Here is a 25,902-nt window from a genome sequence, read left to right as displayed (position 1 = left end):
GACGGACACCTTCCCGGGGAGGTCCGATGACCATCGAGTTCACTCCGGACCCGGCGCTGTATCCGTTCGAGTCGCACTGGTTCGACGCCGGACCCGGCCGAATGCACTACGTCGACGAGGGCGCCGGGACGCCGCTGCTGCTGTGCCACGGCAACCCCACCTGGAGCTTCCTGTACCGCCACGTCGTGACGCTGCTGCGCGACCGGTTCCGATGTATCGCCATGGACTACCTCGGATTCGGGCTCTCGGACCGGCCCGCCGGGTTCGGTTACACGATCGCCGAGCACGCCCGTGCGGTCGGCGCGCTCGTCGACCACCTCGACCTCGACGGGTTCGTCTCGATGGGCCAGGACTGGGGTGGGCCCGTCAGCATGGCGGTCGACGTCGACCGCGCCGACCGGGTCCGCGGCGTCGTGCTCGGCAACACGTGGTTCTGGCCGGCGGACAGCATGACGATGAAGACCTTCAGCCGCGTGATGTCCAGCCGATGGCTGCAGCACGCGATCGTCGAGAAGAACTTCTTCGTCGAGCGGATCCTGCCGCGCGGCGCCGCACGCCCGCTCGGGCCCCGGGTGATGGACCACTACCGGCAGGTCCAGCCGGCACCGGGCCTCCGCCTCGGCGTTGCCGAGATGCCGCGGCAGATCCTCGCCGCGACGCCCCTGCTGGAACGGCTCGCGGCCGAGGTCCCGGCCCGGCTCGGCGCCAAACCGGCGCTGTTCGTGTGGGGGATGAAGGACCCGGCGTTCAGGCCCGGCATGCTGCCCCGCATGAAGTCGGCCTTCCCAGACCACGTGGTGGTCGAACTGCCGACGGCCGGGCACTACATCCAGGAGGACGCGCCCGAGGCGATCGCGGACGCCATCGCGGCGCGATTCGGCTGAGAACCGGTGCGAGGCCGCGGCCCGCCTCGTGTGTGAACGATCCCTGACATCCGGGCCGGTCACGTCGTGAGTACTTCCTGATTCGGGCGTAACGTCCCTGCAGCCACCGCGTCACCGGTCGGCAGCACCCTGAGGCGCATGGCGACGACAGGTGGGGCGAGGAAGCGGCTGCTGGTGATCGGCAACGGCATGGCCGGCGCCCGAACGGTCGAGGAGATCCTCGCCCGCGGCGGCCGGGACATGTTCGACATCACGATGATCGGCGACGAGCCGTACGGCAACTACAACCGGATCATGCTCTCCCACGTCCTCGCCGGCGCGGCGCGGACGGACGACGAGGACATCATCCTCAACCCGATGAGCTGGTACCGGGAGAACGGCGTCACGCTGCACGTCGGGGACCGGGCCGTGCGGCTGGACCGGTTCGCCAAGACCGTCACCTGCGAGAGCGAGCGTGTCGTCGGCTACGACATCCTCGTCGTCGCGACCGGCTCGAACACCTTCTTCCCGAACATGGACGGCCTGCGCGAGCCCGACGGCCGGCTCGGCCGCGGCGTGTTCGGGTTCCGGACGATCGCCGACACCAACGGGATGCTGCAGTTGGCGCAGTCGCGCGACGGGGTCACCGCCGTCGTGATCGGCGGCGGCCTGCTCGGCCTCGAGGCCGCGTACGGACTCCGCACGCAGGGCCTGACGGTCGACGTCGTGCACTCGCCCGGGCACCTGATGAACCAGCAACTCGACGAGCGCGGCGGGCAGGTGCTGCGGGCGAAGATCGAGGCCCTCGGCGTCGGGGTGCACACCGCAATGCGCACGACCGCGGTGCTGCGCGACGACCGTGGCGCCGTCACCGGGGTGGCGTTCACCGACGGCACCAGCCTGCCTGCGGACATGGTGGTGGTCACCGCCGGGATCCGGCCGAACACCGAGCTGGCCCGCGCCGGCGGGCTCGTCGTCGAGCGCGGCATCGTCGTCGACGACCAGATGCGCTGCGAGGACGAGGGTTCGGTGTACGCGGTCGGCGAGTGCGCGCAGCACCGCGGCGAGCTCTACGGTCTGGTCGCGCCGGTGTGGGAACAGGCCGTGGTCCTCGCCGAGCACCTCACCGGCGCGAATCCCGCTGCCGCGTACAGCGGTTCGAGTTCGACGACGAAACTGAAGGTGGCCGGACTCGACGTCGCGGCGATGGGCGTCAAGGGGCCGGAGCAGGACGGGGACGAGTTCGTCCAGTTCTACGACTCCCGCACCGGCGTCTACAAGAACGTCGTCGTCCGAGCGGGCAGGCTGATCGGTGCGACGCTGATGGGCGAGACCGGGAAGGCCCCGCTGCTGACCCAGGTGTTCGAGGGCCGGGTGGACCTGCCCGAGGACCGGCTTTCCCTGCTGTTCGACCTCGCCGGCGTCGGCGAGACCGCATCCGCGGCGGACCTGCCCGAGGACACCCAGGTGTGCAACTGCAACGGCGTCACCAAGGGCGACCTGGTCGCGTGCGTCCACGCGGGCGCCCGGACGCTGACCGAGGTGTGCGCGAAGACCCGCGCGGGCAAGGGCTGCGGCTCGTGCAAGTCCCTCGTCGCCGACGTCGTCGCGGCTGCGGCCCGCGGCGACCTGGCCGCGGACCCGGCCGCCGACTGGTACGTCCCGTGCATCCCGATGACCAAGGCGGAACTGATCGCCGCAATCCGCGAGCGGGACCTGCGCGCGGTGTCCCAGGTGTTCGCCGCGCTGGCCGAGGGCGGCCGCGAGGACGCGACCGCGAAGATGCCGCTGGCGTCGCTGCTGCGGACGGTCTGGGGGCCGGACTGGGTCGACGAGCGTGGCGCGTTGTTCATCAACGACCGGGTGCACGCGAACATCCAGCGGGACGGCACGTTCTCGGTCGTCCCGCAGATGAGGGGTGGGGTCACCACCCCGGACCAGCTGCGCCGGATCGCGGACGTCGCCGACAAGTACGCGGTGCCGCTGGTCAAGGTCACCGGCGGCCAGCGCATCGACCTGCTCGGCGTCAGGAAGGAGGACCTGCCGAAGGTGTGGGGTGATCTGGACATGCCGTCCGGGTACGCCTACGGCAAGAGCATGCGGACCGTGAAAACCTGCGTCGGCAGCGACTTCTGCCGCTTCGGCCTCGGGGACTCCACGAGCCTCGGCATCGCGCTCGAGGAGCGGTTCCAGGGTCTCGAGACCCCCGCGAAGCTCAAGCTCGCGGTCGCCGGCTGCCCCCGCAACTGCTCGGAGGCACTGTGCAAGGACCTCGGGGTCGTCGCGGTCGGCGACGGCCGCTGGGAGGTGTACGTCGGCGGCGCCGCCGGTGCGCACATCCGCAAGGGCGACCTGCTCGCCACCGTCGACTCGGCCGCCGCCGTGGTCGAACTGGCGGGCCGGTTCATCCAGCACTACCGCGAGGACGCGAAGTGGCTCGAACGCACCTACGACTGGGTGCCGAGGGTCGGCCTGGAGCGGTTGCAGGCGTTGTTGATTCGAGACGAGGAGGGCATCGTGGCCGGACTGGACGAGCGAATGGCGACCGCGGTCGCCGGGTACCGCGACCCGTGGCGCGAACGCAGCGCCCCGAAGTCGCCGGCCCAGTTCGCGCCGGCGCTCCCGCTGCTGCCGCTCCCTCAGGTCCCGGTCCGATGACCGCGCTGGTGGACGGGCAGGTGACGGTCGGAAGCCTCACCGACCTGACGCCCGGCGAGGGTCGCACGTACGTCGTCGACGGCAGGCAGATCGCGGTGTTCCTGCTCCCCGACGGCACGGTGCGCGCGACGGACGCCGTGTGCCCGCACCGGGCCGGCCCGCTCGCCGACGGCCAGATCGACGGCGCCGCCGTGGTGTGCCCGCTGCACCAGTACGCCTTCCGGTTCGACACCGGGACATGCACCACCGAGTCCGTCGCCCCGGTGCGGGTCTACCCGGCAGCGATCCGGGACGGTGCGGTGGTCGTCCGGATCTGACACCCCCGACTCCCGTTGTCGCACTTTTCCTTTCGAGAGGTACACATGTCCCAGACCACCGGCGGACCGGACGCGGATGCACTCCTGCGGTTCGGCAAGCACTTCCAGCGCGGCGAGGCGTCCGCCGACCTGCGCACCCTGCATCAGATCGGTGGCCGCACCTCCGACGACTTCTACCGGGACCGGATTTCCTACGACAAGGTGGTGCGGTCGACGCACGGCGTGAACTGCACCGGGTCGTGCTCGTGGAAGATCTACGTCAAGGACGGCGTGATCACCTGGGAGGCGCAGCAGACCGACTACCCGTCGATCGGACCCGACAAGCCGGAGTACGAGCCGCGCGGGTGCCCGCGGGGGGCGTCGTTCTCCTGGTACACGTATTCGCCGTCGCGGGTGCGGTACCCGTACGTGCGCGGGGTGCTGCTCGAGATGTACCGAGACGCCAAGGCTCGGCTGAAGGATCCGGTGCTGGCCTGGGCGGACATCACCGAAGACCCCGAGAAGTCCGCTCGCTACAAGGCCGCACGCGGCAAGGGCGGGTTCGTTCGGGCCGAGTGGTGGGAGGCCGCGGAGATCGTCGCGGCCGCGCACGTCCACACTATCAAGCGCTACGGGCCGGACCGGGTCGCCGGGTTCTCGCCGATCCCGGCGATGTCGATGGTCAGCCACGCGATCGGCGCGCGGTTCGTCTCTCTCCTCGGCGGGGCGATGCTCTCGTTCTACGACTGGTACGCGGACCTGCCCGAGGCGTCGCCCCAGGTGTTCGGCGATCAGACCGACGTGCCCGAGTCCGCGGACTGGTTCGACGCGGGCTACCTGATCATGTGGGGGTCGAACGTTCCGGTCACCCGGACGCCGGACGCGCACTACATGACCGAGGCCCGCTACCGCGGTCAGAAGGTGGTCGTGGTCTCCCCCGACTACGCCGACAACACCAAGTTCGCCGACCAGTGGCTGCCGGCCCGCCCCGGCACCGACGGTGCGCTCGCGATGGCGATGGGCCACGTGATCCTCACGGAGTTCTTCGTCCGCAAGCAGGTTCCGCGGTTCCTCGACTACGTGAAGAAGTTCACGGACCTGCCGTACCTCGTGACCCTCACCGAGCGCGGCGACGCCTACGTCCCGGGGAAGTTCGTCACCGCCGCCGACCTCGGCAGGACCGACGAGGGCGCCGAGTTCAAACCGGTCCTGCTCGACGCCGCGACCGGTCAGCCGGTCGTCCCGAACGGCTCGCTCGGCGACCGGTTCACCGAGTCCGGCAAGGGGAAGTGGAACCTCGACCTCGGTGGCGTCGACCCGCAACTGAGCCTTCACGGCGGTGCCCACGCGGTGGTGGTGGACCTGCCGCGGTACGACACCGACACACCCGGTGTGCTGCGCCGCGGGGTCCCGGTCCGCACCGTCGCCGGCCGGCTCGTCACCACGGTGTACGACCTGATGCTCGCGCAGTACGGGGTCGCGCGCGACGGGCTGCCCGGCACCTGGCCGTCCGGCTACGACGACGCCGACGAGCCGTACACCCCGGCGTGGCAGGAGGCCGTCACCGGGGTGCCTGCCGCCGCCGCGGCCCGGGTCGCGCGCGAGTTCGCCGACAACGCCGACCGGTCCGGCGGCCGCTCGATGATCCTGATGGGCGCAGGCACCAACCACTGGTTCCACTCCGACCAGATCTACCGGTCGTTCCTGACCCTGACGCTGCTCACCGGCTGCCAGGGCGTCAACGGCGGCGGCTGGGCGCACTACGTCGGCCAGGAGAAGTGCCGGCCCGTGACCGGCTGGGCGACACTGGCATTCGGTTCCGACTGGGTGCGGCCCGCCCGGCAGATGCAGGGCACCGTGTTCTGGTACCTGGCCACCGATCAGTGGCGCTACGACCCGTTCACCTCGGAGGCGATGGCGTCCCCGCTCGCCGACGGTGCGTTCGCGGGCCGCACCGCCGCCGACAACATCGCTCTCGCCACCCGGCTCGGCTGGATGCCGAGTTACCCGACGTTCAACCGCAATCCGCTCGACCTGGCCGACGAGGCGGATCGGCTCGGGAAGGACGCGGCCGACCACGTCGTCGACGGCCTGAAGACCGGGCACCTGCAGTTCGCGGTCGAGGACCCGGACGCCCCGGAGAACTTCCCGCGCACGCTGATCGTGTGGCGTTCGAACCTGCTCGGCTCGTCCGCGAAGGGCAACGAGTACTTCCTCGAGCACCTGCTCGGGGCCGGGTCGAACCTGCGCGCCTCGGACGCGACCGGGGTGCGGCCGCAGGACCTGGTCTGGCGGGACGAGGCACCGGCCGGGAAGCTGGATCTGCTGACCACGCTGGACTTCCGGATGACCAGCACCACCCTGTTCTCGGACGTGGTGCTGCCGGCGGCGACCTGGTACGAGAAGCACGACCTCTCCTCCACCGACATGCACCCGTTCGTGCACGCCTTCTCGCCGGCGATCTCCCCGCCGTGGGAGTCGAAGACCGACTTCGAGGCGTTCCACCGGATCGCCCGCGGGTTCAGCTGGCTCGCGGAGAAACACCTCGGCACCCGGCGCGACATCGTCGCCGTGCCACTGATGCACGACACCGCGGACGCGACCGCCCAACCCGGCGGCACGGTCCTGGACTGGAAGCGCGGCGAGTGCGAACCGATCCCGGGCAAGACGATGCCGAAGCTCGTGGTCGTCGAGCGGGACTACACGACCATCGCGGAGAAGATGGGCGCGCTCGGACCGCTGGTCGAGGAGCTCGGGCTGACCACGAAGGGGGTGACCACGCACCCGACCGAGGAGGTCGACTACCTCCGGGCCGTCAACGGCACCGTGCCGTCGGGAGCCGCGGCGGGGCGACCGTCCCTGGCGAAGGACCGGCACGCCGCCGAAGCGATCCTCGCGCTGTCCGGCACCACCAACGGCCGCCTGGCCACCCAGGGTTTCGAGCACCTGCAGGAACGCACCGGGACCCCTCTCGTGGACCTGGCCGCGGAGAACGAGGGCACCCGGATCCGGTTCTCCGACACCCAGGCCCGTCCGGTGCCGGTGATCACGTCGCCGGAGTGGTCGGGCAGCGAGACCGGCGGCCGCCGCTACTCGCCGTTCACGATCAACACCGAACGCCTCAAGCCGTGGCACACCCTGACCGGCAGGCAGCACTTCTACCTCGACCACGACTGGATGGCCGAACTCGGCGAGCAGCTGCCGATCTTCCGGCCGCCGCTGGACATGACCGCGTTGTTCGCCGAGCCGGCGGTCGGCGAGACGCACGGCAACGGCGTCGGCGGAAGCGTCACGGTCCGCTACCTCACCCCGCACAGCAAGTGGTCGATCCACTCCGCGTACCAGGACAACCTGCACATGCTCACCCTGTCCCGGGGCGGCCAGACGATCTGGATGTCCGACGTGGACGCCGCGAAGATCGGTGTGGCGGACAACGACTGGATCGAGGCGACCAACCGCAACGGCATCGTCGTGGCCCGCGCGATCGTCAGCCACCGGATGCCCGAGGGAACGGTGTTCATGTACCACGCCCAGGACCGGGCGGTGGACGTGCCGCGCACCGAACGCACCGGCAAGCGCGGCGGCATCCACAACGCGCTGACCCGCGTGATGATCAAGCCGTCGCACCTGATCGGTGGCTACGCGCAGCAGTCCTTCGCCCTGAACTACCACGGCCCCACCGGAAACCAGCGCGACGAGGTCACCACGATCCGCCGCCGCGACCAGGAAGTGACGTACTGACATGAGAGTCATGGCGCAGCTGGCCATGGTGATGAACCTGGACAAGTGCATCGGCTGCCACACCTGCAGCGTCACCTGCAAGCAGGCGTGGACCAACCGCGGCGGCGTCGAGTACGCCTGGTTCAACAACGTGGAAACCCGTCCCGGCCAGGGCTATCCGCGGCAGTACCAGGATCAGGAGCGGTGGAAGGGCGGCTGGACGCTGAACCGGCGCGGCGCGCTGACCCTGAAGTCGGGCTCGCGCGTCAAGCGACTGCTGAACATCTTCGCGAACCCGGACCTGCCGACGATCACCGACTACTACGAGCCCTGGACGTACGACTACGACAACCTGCTCGCGGCGGCGCCGATGGACACCACACCGGTCGCGCGACCGAAGTCCCTGATCACCGGCCAGGACACCAAGGTCACCTGGGGCGCGAACTGGGACGACGACCTGGGCTCCGGCCCGGACCAGGTGGGCCGGGACCCGCTGCTGGCCAAGGTCTCCGACAAGGTCCGGCTCGAGTTCGAGCAGACGTTCATGTTCTACCTGCCGCGGATCTGCGAGCACTGCCTCAACCCCGCGTGCGCGGCCTCGTGCCCGTCCGGTGCGATCTACAAGCGCTCCGAGGACGGCATCGTGCTCGTCGACCAGGACCGCTGCCGCGGCTGGCGGCAGTGCGTCACCGGCTGCCCGTACAAGAAGATCTACTTCAACCACAAGACCGGCAAGGCCGAGAAGTGCACGTTCTGCTACCCGCGGATCGAGGTCGGCATCCCGACCATCTGCTCGGAAACCTGCGTGGGCCGGCTGCGCTACATCGGCGTGATGCTCTACGACGCCGACGCCGTGCTGGAGGCCGCGTCGGTCACCGACGAGAAGGATCTGTACCCGTCGCAGCTGGGGGTGTTCCTCAATCCGCACGACCCGCGCGTGGTCGCGGAGGCCGAGCGAGCCGGCATCTCCGCCGAATTCATCGAGGCCGCGCAGAATTCGCCCGTCTACAAGCTGATCGTCGACTACCAGGTGGCGCTGCCGCTGCATCCGGAGTACCGGACGATGCCGATGGTCTGGTACATCCCGCCGCTCTCGCCGATGGTCGAGGCGCTGTCGGACACCGGGCACGACGGCGAGTCCGCCGACAACCTGTTCGGCGCGATCGACGCGCTGCGTATTCCGGTCGAGTACCTGGCGGAACTGTTCACCGCCGGCGAGGTCGGCCCGGTGCGGGCCTCGTTGCAGCGCCTCGCCGCGATGCGCGCCCACATGCGGCAGGTCAACCTCGGCGAGCCGATCCGGCCCGAGGTCGCGGCCGCGGTCCGGCTCACCCCGGACGAGCTGACCGCGATGTACCGGCTGCTCGCGCTGGCGAAATACGAGGACCGGTACGTGATCCCGACCGGCGCCGGTTCCGACGCGCACCGGCTCGACGCGCTGGCCACCGGCTGCAGCCTCGACGACGACGGCGGCCCGGGTATGGGAGGGCCCGATGGGAACGGCCCGGGTATGACGGCGTTCGACGTGGTCGCCGACAAGTTCCACCTCGTCGGTGGGGACGCGAACAGCGCGGCACCGGAGAACAAGGCCGGCCGGATCAACCTGCTGAACTGGGACGGCAGGGCCACCGAGGGTCTGGTCCCGGCCGGATCCCGGGAGGAGTCCTGATGGCCGTGCTCGGATTGCGCCGCCCGCGCCGGGCCCGGCCCGCTGCCGAGTCGTTGACCGAGCGTCAGCAGCGCCTGGTCTGGCGGATCGCGGCGTTGGTCCTGGACTATCCGCACCCGGAGACGCTCGGCATGCTCGGCGACCTGCGCGCCGCCGCCGCGGACATCCCCGGCCCGGCCGGGGCGGCTCTGCTCGCGTGCCTGGACCACCTGCGCGAACAGGACCCGATCGCGCTGGCGGCCCGCTACGTGGAGACGTTCGACCTGCGGCGCCGGTCCAGCCTGCACCTGTCGTACTACGCGTACGGCGACACCCGCAACCGCGGAATGGCGTTGCTGCGCTTCAAGACCGCGTACCGCAACGCGGGGCTCGAACTCGGCGACCACGAACTCCCGGATTTCCTGCCGGTGGTGCTGGAGTTCGCCGCCACCACCGACCCGGCGCGCGGGTGGCGGCTGCTCACCACGCACCGCGCCGTGATCGAGGTGCTGCGCCTGTCCCTGCACGACGGCGGCTCCGAGTACGCCGGCGTGCTCGACGCGGTGTGCGCGACCCTGCCCGACCTCGACACCGACGACCGCGCTCAGGTCGTGAAGCTGGCCGCCGAGGGTCCGCCGGAAGACACCGTGGGACTGGACACCTACGCACTCGACCCCGCCCTGCACCCGCACGTCGACGACCATCCCCCGATCGGAGTTGCCCGGTGAGCACGCTGCTGTGGCTGACCCTCCCCTACATCGCCCTGACCTCGTTCGCGGTCGGGCACGTGTGGCGGTACCGCAAGGACCAGTTCGGCTGGACCACCCGCTCGTCGCAGATGTACGAGTCGCGGCTGCTGCGCCTGGGCAGCCCGCTGTTCCACTTCGGCATTCTCGCGGTCCTCGCCGGTCACGTCGGCGGCGTGTTGATCCCGGCCGCGTGGACCGAGGCCGTGGGGATCTCCGACCACACCTATCACCTGGCTGCGATCGGTATGGGTGTCCCGGCCGGCGTGGCGACCGTGGTCGGGCTGTCGATTCTCGTGTACCGCAGGATCAGTGTGCCCAGCGTGCGCAAGGCCAGCAGCACCAGCGACAAGATCATGTACGTGCTGTTCGTCGCCGTGATCGCGACGGGCATGTACAACACGCTCGGCGAGAACCTGATCCTCGGCGACTACGACTACCGGTCGACCGTGTCCCCGTGGTTCCGCAGCCTGTTCTCGCTGAGCCCGCAGCCCGAGCTGATGGTGGGTGTGCCGTGGAGCTTCCAGCTGCACGGACTGACCGTGCTTGCGTTGCTGGCGATCTGGCCGTACACCCGGCTGGTGCACGTGTTCAGTGCCCCGCTCGGCTATCTCGGCCGACCGTACGTCGTCTACCGCAGCAAGGACACCACGCGTCCGGGTGGCAACCGGTACGACCGGGCGTGGGAGACCGCGAACCGATCCCGGGCGTGACGGGACCGGAAATCCTCGCATGAACCGGGTCCATCCATTAGCGTCTATGTGGTGTAAAGCAGGCCCGTCGTTGCACTCGTGACCACGTGCGACCACACGCTGGTGACGTCGACCGAACGAATGAGGATTTCACCATGGAGATTCGCAGGGAACGTCGGATTCGCCGGGGTGTCACGCGGGCTGCGGCCGCCGCAGGCGTGGTGGCCGTCGGAATAGCCCTCGGCACCGGAAGCGCCGCGGCCGGGGTCGACAACGCCAGCAGCCTGATCGACTCGTCCGGAGACCGCGTCGAGGTGTCCCAGGGCGACACGGTCTTCAACATCGTGCCACCGCTGGACAGCTCACCACTCAGTCGCGAGTTCTTCCACGACGGCTACGCCGCGGTCAGGATCGACGGTCCCGGCGCCGCGGGCGCCACCGGCACCAAGCTGACCTTCGGCTACCAGATCGGGTACCCGATCGCGCTCACCGGCGCCACGATCCAGCTCAACACTCCGCGCCTGGGCTTCGAGCTCGAGGGTGCCAACGCCCTCGTCCTCGGCCTGGCGCCGCCTCCCGTCTCCGTCGGCGTGACCACCGCCAACCGTGGCGAGCTGCTCGGCGACATCATCCCGCAGCAGAACTTCACGTTCGACCTGCAACCCGGCGGGATCACCGACGTCCCGATCGTCGACGGCAAGACGTTCGACGGCCCCGGCGCGCTGCTCCGGATCGCCGGCATCCACGGCAGCGTCTCCGGCGCAATCGGCCAGGTCACCGTCCGCCCGTACGCAAGGGTGGAGACCTCCGGTGGTGACATCGTCATGACCTACGGCAAGCCTGTCGTGGTGTAGCGGCGGCCGCGAACCGATCCGGGACCAGGCGCCACGACACCGGGCGCGAGATCCCTGCGGGCGCAAGGAGTATCGAGTAGCGTCGGCCCCGGATCGGGGATCGTCGTGTGATCTCGTGACCGCGAGCGCCACCGTTGCTCGGGCAGTCACCGAACGGATGGGATGACATATGGAGATTCGCAGGGAACGTCGGATTCGCCGGGCCGTCACCCGCGCCACGGCTGCCGCGGGAGTGGTGGCCGTGGGACTGGCCCTCGGCACCGGGAGTGCCGCGGCCGGGGTCGACAACGCCAACAGCCTGATCGACGCCGCCGGCGACCGCGTCGAGGTGTCCCAGGGCGACACGGTCATCACCCCCGTGCCGCCGCTCGACAGCTCCCCGCTCAGCCGCGAGTTCTTCCACGACGGCTACGCCGCGGTCAGGATCGACGGCCCCGGCGCGGCGGGCGCCACCGGCACCAAGCTGACCTTCGGGTACCAACTCGGGTACCCGATCGCGCTGACCGGCGCCACGATCCAGCTGAACACGCCGCGCCTGGGCTTCGAGCTCGAGGGCACCAACGCGCTCGCCCTCGGCCTGGCGCCGCCCCCGGTCACCGTCGGCGTCGTCGCGGGCAACCGCGCCGAGCTGCTCGGCGACATCATCCCGCAGCAGAACTTCACGTTCGACCTGCAACCCGGCGGGATCACCGACGTCCCGATCGTCGACGGCAAGGCGTTCGACGGTCCGGCCGCGACGATCCGCGTGGCCGGCGTCCACGGCAGCGTCTCCGGCGCGATCGGGCAGGTCACCCTCCGCCCCTACGCCAGGGTCGAAATGGCCAGCGGCGACATCGTGATGACCTACGGCAGGCCCGTTCCGCTCTGATCCCGGTTCCGAACGCCGCACCCGTCGGGCGAGGTCCATCCGGACCTCGCCCGACGCATTCCTGCGCCCCGCGGCTCGGCGACGCCCGACGGCCTGCCACCGGCAGGTCGGCTGGGCTGCCGGGCCCGGCTCCCCTACCCTGTCACGGTGCACGATTCCGGTCCGATTCCCGACGGCAACGCCGACGCGGCCCACCGCGGTGATGCCGACGACGTCGGCGCGGCCGACCGTTTGCGGCTCTTCTCGTTCGCGACGGCGGAGAAGCGCACCGACTACCTGGGGGTCCTGCGCGCCTTCGACGACGCCCGGGCGAACTACGTCGTGCTGCTGCACGCCGGTGACGTCGCGCAGATTCTCGACCGGATCGGGCAGCGCGCGCTGACGGCCGCCGAGATCACGCCCCTGCTCGACCAGCTGCACGAGTGGGGCGTGCTCGAACGCAGCTACGACGGGTCCCGGGCCGCGACGCTCGCCGAGTACCGCAACCGGCACTTCGTCTACCAGTTCAGCCGCCTCGGGTACCAGGCGTTCCGCGCGGTCGAGGACGTGCTCGCCGCCCGCCTCGACGACGCCGCGCTGTCCCGGCTGGCCCTGCCCGACCTGCTCGCGGACCTGCACGAGCTCGCGGACGCGAACCGGGCCGCCGACGGCGACCTGATCTACCGCAAGCTGCGCAGGCTGGACGACACCCTGTCCGACATGGCGACGCGGGCCGCCCGCTTCTACCTGACGCTCGGAGACCTGGTCCGCACCACCGAGATCACCCCCGAGGCGTTCCTGGCGCACAAGGACGCGCTGCTGACGCACATGCGGGAGTTCAGCTCCGACCTCGCCAGGTACGCACCGAAACTGGCGGCGGCGATCGCCGCGGTCGAGGAGACCGGCGTGCCACGGCTGCTGGCCCGCGCCGCGGCCAGCGACGAGCGGGTGTTCCTGACCCTCGAGGAGCGGGAGGCGGACTGGACGTCGCGGTGGGCGGGCCTGACGCAGTGGTTCGTCGCGGCCGACGGCGTGAGCGAGTCCGAGCGGCTGCGGGAGGGCACGATGAGCGCGATCGCGGCGGTGCTCTCGCTGTTGCGCCGCGTCACCGAGACCCGGCGCGGCGGAGTCAGCCGGGAGAGCCAGCTGCGGCACCTCGCCGGCTGGTTCGCCGCCGCCCCCACCGAGGACGCCGCGCACGCACTGTTCCAGGCGGTGTTCGACCTCGGCCGGCCACGGCACCTGTCGATGGTGCACCCGGACGCCGACATCATCCCGGACTCGCGGTCCTGGTGGGACGCACCGCCGGTCGAGATCTCCCGCACCCTCGCCGAGACGGGCCGCAATGCGGCGGTCGGGGCACCGAGCCGGGTGCAGCGCAACGACGCGAGTATCCGCCGTCTGCGGGACGTCCAGCTGGCCGCGCAACGGGCCCGCGCCGAGGCCGCCCGGTCCCTGGCCGCGGGTGGCGCATACGACCGTGTCCTCGACGAGCAGGAGACCGAGGTGCTGCTCGGCCTGCTCACCGCCGCGCTGACCGCCCGCGTCGCGGTCAGCGGCACCGTCCGCGGATCCACCGGATCGGAGAACGGGGTCCGGTTGACGCTGGAGCCGAACGACGAGTCGACCACCGTGCAGACGGTGCGTGGGCGGCTGCACCTGGACCGGTTGCGGGTGAGCGTGCAGTGAGGGCACGGGAGATCTCGCCGCTGTTGCTGGAGTCCTATCAGCGTGCGGCCCGGGTCGTTCTGGCCAACCATCTCGTCACGGCGACGTATCCGGATGCGCTCGCGCTGCCGCTGCTGCGCCGCTGGGCCACCGAACTGCGCGACGACCTGCTCGAGCTGTTCGGGTACCGGCTCGAGGTCACCGAGACGACGGCCCGCCTGTTCACCGCCGCCGACCGGCTGGACCCGACCGCACCGGCCCGCACCGCCGGCGACCGCGCCTTCGACCGCCGCCGGTACGCCTACCTCGCGTTGGCCCTCGCGGCGCTCGGCCGCACCGGCAGCCAGGTGACCCTGTCGGAGCTCGCCGAGCACGTCGCCGCCGAGGCGTCCCAGGTGCCGTCGGTCGAGCTGTCGACGGACCGCGCCGCCGACCGGGACGCGTTCGTCGACGCCGTGGGCTGGCTCGCCGCCCGCGGCGCGATCACCCTCGCCGACGGCGACGCGCTCGGCTGGGCATCGAATCCCGAAGCGGGAGAAGCGCTCTACGACATCGACCGGTCGGTGGTGATCGCACTGTTCCGGCCGCCGCGGGCGTTGCAGCACCTGTCGACGGTGCGGGCCCTGCTGGCGGCCCCGACCGAGGAGTCCGCGGCCCGCGAGACCGCGCGCCGGGTGCGCCGGGCGCTGGTGCAGCAGCCGGTCGTCTACGCCGACGAACTCGACGACGGCGAACGGCTCCAGCTCGCCCTGCCCCGCACCGCCGCCGACGTCGAACTGCTGACCGGGTTGGTGGCCGAACGACGCGCGGAGGGCATCGCCCTGATCGACCCGTCGGGGCGGCTGTCCGATGTCCGGTTCCCGGGCACGGGGACGATCGCGCAGGTGGCCCTGCTGCTCGCCGGGGAGATCGCCGACCGTGTCCTGGACCCCGACGCCCCCGAGCCGGTGCGGCTGCCGCTGCCCGCCGGTCGCACCGCCGATCTGGTCGGTCAGCTCGATGCGGCGATCCCGCAGGCGAGCGTGCTGCTCGAGCTCGTCGACGCTCCCGACGCACCGGACGACGTCGCCGGCATCCCGGCCGCACCGCCGCCGCTGTACCCGTTCGTCGAGGACAGCTGGATCGCGGCGACCGTCGCGGACCTGGTGGAGCGGTTCGGACGGACGTTTGCGGCGCAGTGGCAGGCCGACACCGACGGGTTGCGCCGGCGGGCGGTGGATCTTCTCGACGGGCAGCGGCTGCTGCGGCGAGTCGACGGCGGCGTGCTGGTGCTCCCGGCGCTGGCCCGCTACCGCGGCGTCGTCGTCACCGTCCGCGAACGCGCCGCCGAACCGGACCTGCTGACCGCCCCCGTTCCCGCTGCTGTTCCCGAACACGAGAAGTAGAGGCTGACTTCGCATGGCAAGTGCTCGTTTTCGACCGACCCGCGCGGGGATCGTCAACCTGTGGGACTACCGGGACCAGGAGTTCTCGTTCGCGGACGGGCGCCTCGTGCTGCGCGGCCCGAACGGCTCCGGCAAGACGAAGGCGCTCGAGGTCCTGTTCCCGTTCGTCCTCGACGGCCGGATCGAGCCGCGCCGGCTGAACCCGTTCGCGGGCGAGGAACGGACGATGAAGTCCAACCTGCTCTACCGCGGCGACGACAGCGTGCACGCGTACGTGTGGATGGAGTTCGCCCGCGGCAGCGCGGACGATCCGGAGGCGGTCACCGTCGGCATCGGAATGCGGGCGAGCAGGCAGAACGACAAGGTGACCCGCTGGCACTTCGTCGCCGACGGCCGGGTCGGTGTGGACTTCTCGCTGCTCGGTTCCGGCGACCAGCCGGTGACCAAGAAGCAGCTCGCCGAGCAGATCGGCGGCGACGCCATCTGCGACCGGCCGGTCGACTACCGGGCCGCGATCGACGCGCGCCTGTTCGGACTCGGCGCGCAGCGCTACGACCAGCTGATCACCCTGATCCTGACGCTGCGGCGGCCGCAGCTGGCGAAGAATCTCGACCCGAAGGGCCTGTCGCAGGCGCTGACCGACGGTCTGCGGCCGCTCGACGATCACCTGGTGCTCGAGGCGGCCCGCTCGTTCAGCGACATGGAGGAGGTTGGGCGGGCACTCGAGGGCCTCACCGAGGCCGATCAGGCCACCCAGGCGTTCGTCGGCGTGTACACGAAGTACCTCCGGCAGCAGGCGCGCACGGACGTCGAGCAGGTCGCGCGCCGGTTCGAGTCCGTCGCGGCGGCACGCACCGCCCTCACCGACGCGGTCGCCGAACGCGCGCTCCGACAGCGCAGCCGCGAGGAGGCGGAGGAGCGTCTGGTGTCCGCGGAACGGGCGCTGGACCTGGCCCGCGCCGAACTCGACACCCTGCAGCGGTCCGGCGCCTACGAGGGCAAACAGCAGCTGGACGATCTCGCCGCGGTGGTCGCGGACCTGCGCAAGTCCACCGACCAGCAGGCCGATCGGGCCCGCAAGGCCCAGACCGGCCTCGCCCAGCGGGCGGAGGAGGCGGCACAGTCCGCGACCCGCGTCACCCTCGCGATCGACGCGCTGGCCCGAGCCGAGGCCGACCTGCAGTCCGCCGCCGAGGATGCCGGCATCACGTGGGCGGCGCTGCCGGACACCGACCGTGGCGACCAGATCACGGCCGCGGTCCGCGGTCACGCGGAGGAACGGTCCGGGGACGTGCGCGTGGTCCGCGAGGCCCTGTCCGCCGTCGAGCGTGCGACCACCGAACGGCAGCGCGCGGAGCGGGCCGCCGACCGTGGGCGTGAACTGCTCGAGGTCGCGACCGCGGCGGTCAAGGAGGCGGAGGCGGCCGCCGCACTGGCCCGCTCCGAGTGCGCGACCGCGGTGCGGCGCTGGTGGACCGGCCACTCGACGCTGTACGCCAGGGTCGGGGTCTCGAGCGATCTGTTCGTCGCGTTGCACGAGGCGGTCGCGACGATCGGCGACGAGGAGGCGCCCGGCTTCCCGGAGATCCTCGCCGAGCACACCGACGAGCCGCTGGACGACGTGCGGGCGCGCCGCGCCCGCGCCGAGTCCGCCGCCGAGCGGGCCGCGGCCACGGTTGCGGACCTGACGACGGACCGCGCCCGGGTCGCCGACGAACGCGACGACGCACCACCGCCTTTCGCCGCGCGCACCGACGACCGGTCGGGGCACAGCGGCGCCCCGCTGTGGCGGCTGGTCCGGTTCGCCGATGGGGTGTCCGCCACCGAGGGCGCAGGAATCGAGGCCGCCCTCGCGGGCGCGAACCTGCTCGACGGCTGGGTACCGGCCGCGGACGGACCGCTCCCCGAACACGATTCGGAACGGTTCCTGGTGCCGTTGCCTCCGGAGCTGCGGCCCACCGGGCCGACGCTCGCGGACGTCCTGGTGCCCGAGCCGGATGCGGGTGTCCCCGAGGGACGGGTCGCGGCGCTGCTGTCCTCCATTGCGCTGCAGACGGATTCGGATGCGGTCGTCGCGGTCGGCGTGGACGGGCGGTTCGCCGTGGGCGTCCAGGTCGGCCGGCACACGAAGACGGACGCCGAGTTCGTCGGCACCACCGCCCGGCAGCGCCGCCGCGAGCAGCGGCTGCGGGAACTCGACACCGCGATCGAGCAGGCACGGCGCGACCACGATGCGGCGCTCGCCGACGCCGCGGCCGCCGCGGACCTCGTCACCGCGCTGACCGCCGCGGGCCGCGCGCTGCCGCGCACCTCGTCGGTGCTCACCGCGCTGCGGACGGTGTCGGAGGCGGCCGGTGCGCTCCGTACCCGGGACGAGGCCGCCGGGGCAACCCAGCGCGAACTCGACCAGGCCATCGCCGATCTGGCCGTGCACGACCGGAAGATGCGCGACGTCGCGGCCCGGCACCGGGTGCCCGACCCGCATCCCGGCGGCGGTGCCGCCCGATGGCAACCCGGCCTCGACTCGCTCGCGGCCGCGATCCGGCACTTCGAGACCCGCGGCGACCTGGTGGTGCGGTGCCGCCGGGACCGGGAGAAGGAGATCGAGCACCAGCGCGAGGCCGACGACCGGCACGCCGAGGCCCGGGACGTCGCCGAGGAGTTCGCCGAGGAGGCGGCGATCGCGCAGGAGAAGCTCGCGCTCCAGGTCCAGGGGCTCGAGACCCTGCGGGACAAGCTCGGTGCGGGTGCGGACGAGATCGACGCCGACATCGCCCGGGCCCGGGCCCGGATCGAGTCGTCCACCGCGGAGCAGCGCGCGGCTCGCAAGGCGCAGGAGGCCGCGATCGGCGCGATCGGCAGGGCGGAGGGCGCGCACGGCGCGGCCGTCGAGTCCCTGCGCGGTGCCCTGACCGAAACCCGCTCGGACGCCCAGCGTCTGGCCCCGTACGCGCGGCGCGACCTGCTCGACCTGCTCGGCGTGGCCGGAACCCACACGTGGCCGGCGTCGGACGCGGCGTGGCTGACCACCGACCAGCTGGTGTACCGGATCGAGACCGACCCGGCGCACACCGACGCGGAGGACGCGGTGCCGGTCACGGTCGTGCCCGGCGAGGTCGCGGCACTGCACGCGGACCTCGATGCCGCCACCGCGGCCGTCAAGGTGTCCGAGGCGGCCGGCAAGTCCACCCGGTCCGCGCTGACCGGTGCGCTGCAGGACTTCGACGCCCGGCTCGCGTCCGCGGGCCAGGACTACCGGCTGCGGTGGGACGCGGCGGACGGGTTGACCACCGTGACGGTGCAGCACGACCAGGGGCGGTCCTCGATCGGCGAGTTCGCGGCGATGATCGCCCGCGCCCGCGACGAGCAGCAGCTGCTGCTGACCGACTCGGAGCGGCGGATCCTCGAGGACGCGCTGCTGACCGGGCTCGCGCAGCAGATCCACGAACGCACCGTCGACGCCCGCGAACTGATCGCGCAGATGTCGTCGGAGATGCGCGAGCGCCGGATGTCCTCCGGCAACACGATCGGCGTGCACTGGGTGCTCGCCGACAACCTCGACGAACCGGCGCGGGCGGTGTCGAAGCTGCTCGACCGTGACGCCTCCGCGCTCGGCCCCGAGGAGTTGGCCACGATCCGGGCCCATTTCGCGACCCGCATCCGCGCGCTGCGGGCCGCGCACCCGGAGCGGGCGTACCCGGAGATCCTCACCGAGGCACTCGACTACCGGCGCTGGCGGGTGTTCTCGTTGACGCTGACCACCGGGGACGGTGCCGAGGAGCGGCTGACCGCGGCGCGGCACGGGGCGCTGTCCGGCGGCGAACAGTCCGTGTCGCTGCACCTGCCGCTGTTCGCTGCCGCGCACGCGATGCTGTCGTCCGCGGACCCGCACGCACCGCGGCTGCTCGGCCTCGACGAGGCGTTCGCCGGTGTCGACGACAACGGCCGCAGCGAGCTGCTCGGCCTGAGCGTGCAGTTCGACCTGGACCTGTTCATGACCGGCTACGACCTGTGGGTCACGTACGCCGACGTGCCGGGCTGCGCGCACTACGACCTGTCGCACTCGACCCCGGAGCACTCGGTCAGCGCGACGCTGATGGTGTGGGACGGCGGCATGCTGATGTCCGAACACGACGGCACCGACCTCGCGCGCGCGCTGGGGTCGCCGCTGCGGCGGCGGGTGCTCGAACCCGGCGGACTGGACCTGGCCGGGGTCTAGGCGGCCGCAGCGCGGCTACCCTGAACTCTCAGGAGGCCGCACCATGCTGCACGTCGCCCTCCTGGGCGAGCGGGCGATCGTCGACACGGAGACCGGGGACGCAGCGTCCCGGTCCCCGCGGGCCGTTGCGCTGCTCGCCTACCTGGTCGCGCACGCCGGGGTGCCGCAGTCACGGCAGCGGATCGCGGAGACGTTCTGGCCCGACTCGCCCGACGGCCAGGCGCTGACGAACCTGCGCCGGGAACTGCACCACCTGCGTCGCGCGCTCCACGACGCACCGTCGCTGGTGGTGACCGGCACCGATCTGTGCTGGCGCGACGGCGACGCGGTGACCGTCGACGTGCGCACGTTCGACACCGAGGCGGCCGCCGCCCGCGCGGCCGCGGAGCGGGGAGACGACGCGGCGACCGACGGCCACGGCGCCGCCGCGCTCGGGTCGTACCGCGGGGCGTTCCTGCCGGGCACCGACGACGACTGGGCGGCGGCGGTCCGGGCCGATCTCGAGCAGCGCTGCGTCGAGGTGTGCGACCTGCTCGTCGAGGTCCGGCGGCACACCGGGCCGGCCGCGGCGGCGGTCGAGGCGGCGCGACGGCGCATCGCGCTGCGGCCGCTCGAGGAAACCGGGTACCGCGCGCTGATGACGGCGCAGGCCGAGCTCGGCGACCGGGCCGGCGCGGTGCGCACCTACCACCGGTGCGCCGCGCTGCTCGAGCGCGAACTCGGCGTCGAACCGGATCCGGAAACCCGGCGGGTGTTCGATCGCCTTCTGGGCGACGGGGGCCGCAGGTCGCCCGCGGTCCCCGCGACCGGTCCGCTGGTCGGGCGCGACGCCGAACTCGGCGCCCTCGACGCGGCGTGGCGGCGGGCCGCCGCCGGACACGCCGCGCTCGTCGTCGTCCGCGGTGAGCCGGGTGTCGGCAAGACCCGCCTCGTCGCCGACTTCGCGGCCCGGGTGCGCGCCCGTGGCGCGCTGGTGGCCCACAGTCGCTGCTATGCGGTCGCCGGTGCGATGCCGTTCGGCCCGGTCGCGGACTGGCTGCGCGGCCCGGCGTTCGCGGAGCGGACCGCGACGCTGGACCCGCGATCGCGCGCCGAGGTCGGGCGGCTCACCGGGGCCGGCCCCGGCCCGGACCCCGGATCCGGCGGCGACCTGGGCATCGCCGATGCGTGGCGCAGGCGCCGGTTCGTCGAGGGCCTGGCGCATGCGGTGCTGCCGCGGGGCCGCCCGACCCTGCTCGTCGTCGACGATCTGCAGTGGTGCGATCCCGAGACCCTGGACTTCCTCGGGTACCTCGTGACCGCCCACCCCGACGCGCCGCTGCTCGTCGCCGCGACGACGAGGGAGGAGGCCGCGGCCGTGGCGCGACACCTCCCACCGTCGCGGGTACCGGTCACCGTGCTGCCGCTCGCCCCGCTCGACGAGGCCGCGACCGCCCGGCTGGCCGATTCGCTCGCCGGGCGCGCGCTGACGCCCGGCGACCACGCCCTGATCCGCGCCGGCACCGGCGGGTTTCCGCTCTACCTCGTCGAGGCGATGCGGGCGGGTGACCGTCCGGCCGAGGGCGACCCGGAGGGCGTACCCGCCGACCGGCTCCGCCGCACCCTGGACGCACGCCTGACCTCCGCCGGACCCGACGCCGCCGCGATCGCCGCGCTGATCGCGGCCGCGGGCCGCGACGTCACCCTCGACCTGCTGGTCGAGGCCGGTGACCTCGACCCGACCGCGGTCGTCCGCGCCGTCGACACCCTGTGGCGGCAGCGGATTCTCCGCGAAACCGGCCGCGGCTACGACTTCACCCACGACCTGCTGCGCGACGCCGCGTACGCGCGGGTCGACCCGCCGCACCGGTGGTTGCTGCACCGGCGGCTCGCGCAGGCACTGCAGCTGGTGCACGCCGACGACCTCGACCCGTACCGCGCGCAACTCGCCGGCCAGTACGTCGCGGGCGGGCGGCCCGATCGCGCGGTCCCGCACTTCGTGCGGGCCGCCGAGATCGCGTCGGCTACGTTCGGGTACGACGACGCGATCCGGCTGCACCGGGATGCGCTCGCGGCCGTGCGTGCCGGACTGGCCGGTGCCGAGGCTCGCCGCCGGGAACTGGGCGTCCTCGAGGCGGCCGCGGCGCCGCTGACCGCGGCCCGCGGCTACGCGTCCCCCGACCTGCAGGAGGTCCTCGAACGGGCCGTGGACCTCGCGCAGCGACTCGGCCGCCGTGAGTCGCTCGTCGCGGGGCTGGTCGGGCTGTGGGCGTCGCGGTTCGTGCAGGGACGCAACCTCGACGCCGAGGCCGTCTCCGCCCGCGCGTTGACCCTCGCCGGGGAACTCGCGGACCCGGACGCGCTCGGGTCCGCGCACTTCGCGTGCGGCGGCACCGCGGTCACCCTCGCGAAACCGGCGGACGCGTTGCGGCACTTCGCGTTGGCGGACGAACTGACCGGCGGAGCCCGCACCCTGTGGGTGGGCGCGCGCTACGACGTCCACGCTCGCGCCTGGTCGGCGCACGCGCTGGCGTTGCAGGGGCGGACCGAGGACGCGTGCACCGCGGCGGCCTCGGCGATCGCGCTGGCCCGTGACCTCGATCGGCCGTACAGCCTCGCGGTCGCGCTCGCATACGGGGCGATCACCGCGCAGATGTGCGACGACGCGCCACGGCTGCGCGACACCGCCACCGAACTGCGGTCGCTGTGCGACCGGTACGGCTTCGCCTACTACCGCGAGTGGGGCCTGGTCCTCGACGGGTGGGCGCGGTCGCGGCTCGATCCGATGACCGCCGGGATCGACCGGCTCCGCGCGACGGGCGCGTTCGCCCGGATGCCGTACTGGCTCTCGCTCCTCGCCGACGTCCACGTCCGGGCAGGCAGGCGAGGTGACGCGCAGGCGGTGCTCGACGCGGCACTGGCCGCGGCCCGCGCCCGCGCGGAGTGGTGGTGGCTGCCGCAGGTGCTGCGCCGCCGCGGCGAGATCGGCCCCGACGGCGACGCGAACGCTTCGCGAACGCCCCGCGCCTAGCGTCGGCCCCATCGACGTCCGATGCCCGGACGCCCCGCATCCCGGAGGACCAGCAGCCATGACCACCGCACTCGACCACGCCGAGCTCGCCACCGCACTGCGCGGGCACCTCGTGACCCCCACCGACCCCGACTACGACCGCGCCCGCGCGGTGTACAACGCGATGATCGACCGCCGGCCCGCCGCGATCGCGTACTGCCGCGACGCCGCGGACGTGATCGCCTGCGTGCGGTACGGCCGCGACCACGACCTCACCCTCGCCGTCCGCGGCGGCGGCCACAACGCCGGCGGCCTCGGCGTCTGGGAGGACGCCCTGGTGATCGACCTGTCGCAGATGCACAGCGTCACCGTCGATCCCGAACACCACACCGTGCGGGTCGACGGCGGCTGCGTGTGGGGCGACGTCGACCACGCCACCGTCGCATTCGGGATGGCCACCCCGTCCGGGTTCCTCGCCTCCACCGGGGTCGGCGGACTGACTCTCGGCGGCGGCATCGGCTACCTGTCACGGCGCTTCGGCCTGACTGTCGACAACCTGCTCGGCGCCGACGTCGTCCTCGCCGACGGCACCTTCGTGCACACCGACGCCGACCGCCACCCGGACCTGTACTGGGCGCTGCGCGGCGGCGGCGGCAACTTCGGCGTGGTCACCTCGTTCACGTTCCGCTGCCACGACATCGGCGAGCACGGCACCGTCATCGGCGGACCAGTGCTGTACGACATCGCCGACACCGGCGCGGTGATGCGCTGGTACCGCGAGCTGCTGCCCGCGCTGCCGGAGGAGCTCAGCGGCTGGATCGGCCTGATCACCGTGCCGCCCGCGCCGCCGTTCCCGGAGCAGCTGTGGGGCCGCAAGGCCTGCGGCATCGTCTGGTGCTACACCGGCCCGCACGACCGTGCCGACGAGGTCCTCGAGCCGATCCGCACGTTCGGCGACCCGCTGCTCGTCGGCCTGCATCCGCTGCCGTTCACCGCGTTGCAGAGCGCCTTCGACGGGCTGTACCCGGCTGGGCTGCAATGGTATTGGCGCGCCGACTTCTTCCGGGAGATCTCCGACGAGGCGATCGCCGTGCACGAACGGTTCGGCGCCGGGCTGCCGACCGGCCACTCGACGATGCACCTGTACCCGATCGATGGTGCCGCCGGCCGCGTCCCCGCGGACGAGACCTCGTTCGCGTACCGGGACGGAGGCTGGGCCGGCGTGATCGTCGGTGTCGATCCCGACCCCGCCAACGCCGACCTGATCACCAGGTGGGCGAAGGACTACTGGACCGCGCTGCACCCGACCTCCGCCGGCGGCGCCTACGTCAACTTCCTGATGGACGAGGGTCAGGACCGGGTCCGCGCCGCGTACCGCGACAACTACGACCGGCTCACCCACGTCAAGCGACAGCACGACCCGGACAACGTCTTCCACGTCAACCAGAACATCGCACCGGCCTGACCGGACCCGGCGCAACGCCTCCTCGCCGACGACGTGGACGCCCTGCGGTCGGCGCCGCCCGCGGGCGGTGTGCGGTTGCCGCCACCGGGTGACCCCCACACCCAGATGCGCGATCGCGACACCCTCGTCGACCGGCGACACCATCGCGAGGTGTGGACCTCGGTCGGCGCGCCGGGCACGGTGCCGGCCGACGGCACGATCGCCGGAATCCGGCGGCCCCGCAAACGAGGTCGCACCCTGGCCCTCGCGGTCACGACGTTCCGGCCGCTGAACGCCGATCTCCGCGAACGGTTGCGCGAGGAAGCCTCGGACGTCGCCGCGCTCCGCGGTGCGTCGGCGGCCGCGGTCGCGTTCGAGGACGCGGCCCGCTGACCCCGCCGGTCGGCCCGGCAGACCCTCGTGCGGCTCGTCACGGTGGCGCGGCGGTTCTCGTGTCACCATGGATGCGTGGCCTACCTCGTCAAACCCGGTCACGGTGCCCCGGCGGTCACCGCGCCCGTGCCTGTCGACGAGTCCCTGCCGCGCGCGTGCGTCATCGGCGCGGGGGCGTCGGGCATCGCCGCGGCCAAGGCGCTCTACCTCGCCGGAATTCCGTTCGACTGCGTCGAGAAGGGCAGTGTGATCGGAGGCAACTGGGTCTTCGACAACCCGAACGGGGTGTCCGCCTGCTACGAGTCGCTCGAGATCAACACCTCCTGCCCGCGGATGGCGTACTCGGACTTCCCGATGCCGGCCGACTACCCGCCGTACGCACGGCACGACCAGGTCCGCGCCTACTTCGAGTCGTATGTCGAGCATTTCGGCTTCCGCGGCACCATCACGTTCGACACCACCGTCCTGGACGTGCGGCCCACCCCGGACGGCACCTGGTCGGTGCGCACGACCGGACCCGCAGGCGAACGCGTCCGCACCTACGACGCCGTCCTCGTCGCGAACGGGCACCACTGGGACGCCCGCTGGCCGGAGCCCGCCTACCCGGGGACCTTCACCGGCACGCAGATCCACGCCCACGACTATCGACGAGCCGAGCAGCTCGCCGGACGCGACGTGGTCGTCGTCGGGATGGGCAACTCGGCGCTCGACATCGCGGTCGACGCCTCCCGGGTCGCGCGCAGCACCACCCTGTCGGTGCGGCGCAGCCAGTGGGTGCTGCGCAAGATGCTGTTCGGCCGCCCTGCCGACCAGGTCGCGCTACCGGGCTGGATGCCGTGGTGGGTGACCGGTACCCGGTTGGCGATCGGCGCGATCGCGTCCGGAAGCCTCACCCGATTCGGCCTGCCGCGGCCGAAACACCGTCCGGGACAGTCCCACCCGGTGCAGTCCGAACAGGTGCGTGCGCGGCTACGGGCCGGCGCGATCACCCCGCGCCCCGGCATCGAGCGGTTCGACGGCGACGCGGTCGTGTTCACCGACGGCAGCCGCACCCGGGCGGACCTGATCGTCTGGGCCACCGGCTACCGGGTCAGTTTCCCGTTCCTGGACCCGGACCTGATCCGCGCCCGCGACAACGACCTGCCGTTGTGGAAGCGGACCGTGCACCCGGACCTTCCGGGGCTCTACTTCATCGGGCTCCTGCAACCGATCGGCGCGGTGATGCCGCTCGCCGAGGCCCAGAGCGCGTGGATCGCCGACACCCTCACCGGCCGATACCGGCCGCCGCCGGACGCCGAGATCCGCGCACAGATGGCGGTCGACCACGACCGCAACAAGCGGCAGTTCTACAGCTCGCCGCGGCACACGATGGAAGTCGACTTCGACCACTACCTCTGGGATCTGGCCCGCGAGCGCAAGCGCGGCGCCCGTCGCGCCCACAGGAATTGATCCGGCCGGCCGGTCCCTGCGCCGATCCGGG

At 72.2% G+C, this 25,902-nt stretch carries 16 protein-coding genes; all 16 read left to right on the top strand.

Translation table 11 applies throughout. From position 1 onward, the window contains the following. The first annotated feature begins 26 nt into the window (after positions 1-26). Positions 27-884 carry a haloalkane dehalogenase gene (locus tag ABD951_RS05220; RefSeq protein ID WP_345342685.1) on the top strand — a complete coding sequence of 286 codons (858 nt, stop codon included), beginning with the start codon at positions 27-29 and terminating at the stop codon, positions 882-884. Between the two features lie 138 nt (positions 885-1,022). Next, positions 1,023-3,521 (top strand): nitrite reductase large subunit NirB, encoded by a 2,499-nt coding sequence (gene nirB / locus ABD951_RS05215; RefSeq protein ID WP_345342684.1) that lies wholly within the window; start codon positions 1,023-1,025, stop codon positions 3,519-3,521. Then, positions 3,518-3,838, top strand: coding sequence for a Rieske (2Fe-2S) protein (locus ABD951_RS05210; protein ID WP_345342683.1), 321 nt, complete (start codon positions 3,518-3,520; stop codon positions 3,836-3,838). The genes nirB and ABD951_RS05210 overlap by 4 nt, the downstream gene beginning before the upstream one ends. A gap of 45 nt (positions 3,839-3,883) precedes the next feature. Continuing rightward, complete coding sequence (locus tag ABD951_RS05205) at positions 3,884-7,558, top strand: nitrate reductase subunit alpha (protein ID WP_345342682.1); 3,675 nt, start codon at positions 3,884-3,886, stop codon at positions 7,556-7,558. Position 7,559: 1 nt separating this feature from the next. After that, a complete protein-coding gene (gene narH / locus ABD951_RS05200) occupies positions 7,560-9,206 on the top strand; it encodes a nitrate reductase subunit beta (RefSeq protein WP_425569780.1) in 1,647 nt (548 codons plus the stop codon). Next, positions 9,206-9,913 (top strand): nitrate reductase molybdenum cofactor assembly chaperone, encoded by a 708-nt coding sequence (gene narJ, locus ABD951_RS05195; protein WP_345342680.1) that lies wholly within the window; start codon positions 9,206-9,208, stop codon positions 9,911-9,913. The genes narH and narJ overlap by 1 nt, the downstream gene beginning before the upstream one ends. Next, positions 9,910-10,644, top strand: a complete 735-nt coding sequence (gene narI / locus ABD951_RS05190) for a respiratory nitrate reductase subunit gamma (protein ID WP_345342679.1) — start codon at positions 9,910-9,912, stop codon at positions 10,642-10,644. Before narJ ends, narI begins: the two co-directional genes overlap by 4 nt. 134 nt (positions 10,645-10,778) lie before the next feature. Then, positions 10,779-11,477 (top strand): MspA family porin, encoded by a 699-nt coding sequence (locus ABD951_RS05185; protein ID WP_345342678.1) that lies wholly within the window; start codon positions 10,779-10,781, stop codon positions 11,475-11,477. 169 nt (positions 11,478-11,646) lie between these two features. Continuing rightward, positions 11,647-12,345 carry an MspA family porin gene (locus ABD951_RS05180; protein ID WP_345342676.1) on the top strand — a complete coding sequence of 233 codons (699 nt, stop codon included), beginning with the start codon at positions 11,647-11,649 and terminating at the stop codon, positions 12,343-12,345. Between the two features lie 231 nt (positions 12,346-12,576). Continuing rightward, positions 12,577-14,013: a TIGR02677 family protein gene (locus tag ABD951_RS05175; RefSeq protein ID WP_345342767.1), complete on the top strand. Its 1,437-nt coding sequence runs from the start codon at positions 12,577-12,579 to the stop codon at positions 14,011-14,013. Continuing rightward, positions 14,010-15,377: a TIGR02678 family protein gene (locus ABD951_RS05170; protein ID WP_345342675.1), complete on the top strand. Its 1,368-nt coding sequence runs from the start codon at positions 14,010-14,012 to the stop codon at positions 15,375-15,377. The genes ABD951_RS05175 and ABD951_RS05170 overlap by 4 nt, the downstream gene beginning before the upstream one ends. A gap of 13 nt (positions 15,378-15,390) precedes the next feature. After that, positions 15,391-19,596: a TIGR02680 family protein gene (locus ABD951_RS05165; protein WP_345342674.1), complete on the top strand. Its 4,206-nt coding sequence runs from the start codon at positions 15,391-15,393 to the stop codon at positions 19,594-19,596. 43 nt (positions 19,597-19,639) lie between these two features. Next, the gene (locus ABD951_RS05160; protein WP_345342673.1) at positions 19,640-22,606 is read left to right on the top strand and encodes an ATP-binding protein; all 2,967 of its coding nucleotides are present in this window, start codon (positions 19,640-19,642) and stop codon (positions 22,604-22,606) included. Positions 22,607-22,664: 58 nt separating this feature from the next. Continuing rightward, positions 22,665-24,050: an FAD-binding oxidoreductase gene (locus ABD951_RS05155; RefSeq protein WP_345342672.1), complete on the top strand. Its 1,386-nt coding sequence runs from the start codon at positions 22,665-22,667 to the stop codon at positions 24,048-24,050. A 33-nt stretch (positions 24,051-24,083) separates the two neighbouring features. Further along, positions 24,084-24,422 (top strand): DNA glycosylase AlkZ-like family protein, encoded by a 339-nt coding sequence (locus ABD951_RS05150; protein ID WP_345342671.1) that lies wholly within the window; start codon positions 24,084-24,086, stop codon positions 24,420-24,422. Positions 24,423-24,497: 75 nt separating this feature from the next. Next, on the top strand, positions 24,498-25,871 hold the full coding sequence (locus ABD951_RS05145) for a flavin-containing monooxygenase (protein WP_345342669.1): 1,374 nt from the start codon (positions 24,498-24,500) through the stop codon (positions 25,869-25,871). Positions 25,872-25,902 lie beyond the last annotated feature (31 nt).

It is taken from the genome of Rhodococcus olei (assembly GCF_039540555.1).
Taxonomy (GTDB): domain Bacteria; phylum Actinomycetota; class Actinomycetes; order Mycobacteriales; family Mycobacteriaceae; genus Rhodococcus_G; species Rhodococcus_G olei.
The sequence above is the reverse complement of the archived record's forward strand: the minus strand, read 5'-3'. Positions and strand labels throughout refer to the sequence as shown.

Coding starts and splice junctions, on each gene's coding strand:
- ABD951_RS05220 (WP_345342685.1), top strand. CDS start 27: ATGACCATCGAGTTCACTCCGGACCCGGCGCTGTATCCGTTCGAGTCG.
- nirB (WP_345342684.1), top strand. CDS start 1,023: ATGGCGACGACAGGTGGGGCGAGGAAGCGGCTGCTGGTGATCGGCAAC.
- ABD951_RS05210 (WP_345342683.1), top strand. CDS start 3,518: ATGACCGCGCTGGTGGACGGGCAGGTGACGGTCGGAAGCCTCACCGAC.
- ABD951_RS05205 (WP_345342682.1), top strand. CDS start 3,884: ATGTCCCAGACCACCGGCGGACCGGACGCGGATGCACTCCTGCGGTTC.
- narH (WP_425569780.1), top strand. CDS start 7,560: ATGAGAGTCATGGCGCAGCTGGCCATGGTGATGAACCTGGACAAGTGC.
- narJ (WP_345342680.1), top strand. CDS start 9,206: ATGGCCGTGCTCGGATTGCGCCGCCCGCGCCGGGCCCGGCCCGCTGCC.
- ABD951_RS05185 (WP_345342678.1), top strand. CDS start 10,779: ATGGAGATTCGCAGGGAACGTCGGATTCGCCGGGGTGTCACGCGGGCT.
- ABD951_RS05180 (WP_345342676.1), top strand. CDS start 11,647: ATGGAGATTCGCAGGGAACGTCGGATTCGCCGGGCCGTCACCCGCGCC.
- ABD951_RS05165 (WP_345342674.1), top strand. CDS start 15,391: ATGGCAAGTGCTCGTTTTCGACCGACCCGCGCGGGGATCGTCAACCTG.
- ABD951_RS05160 (WP_345342673.1), top strand. CDS start 19,640: ATGCTGCACGTCGCCCTCCTGGGCGAGCGGGCGATCGTCGACACGGAG.
- ABD951_RS05155 (WP_345342672.1), top strand. CDS start 22,665: ATGACCACCGCACTCGACCACGCCGAGCTCGCCACCGCACTGCGCGGG.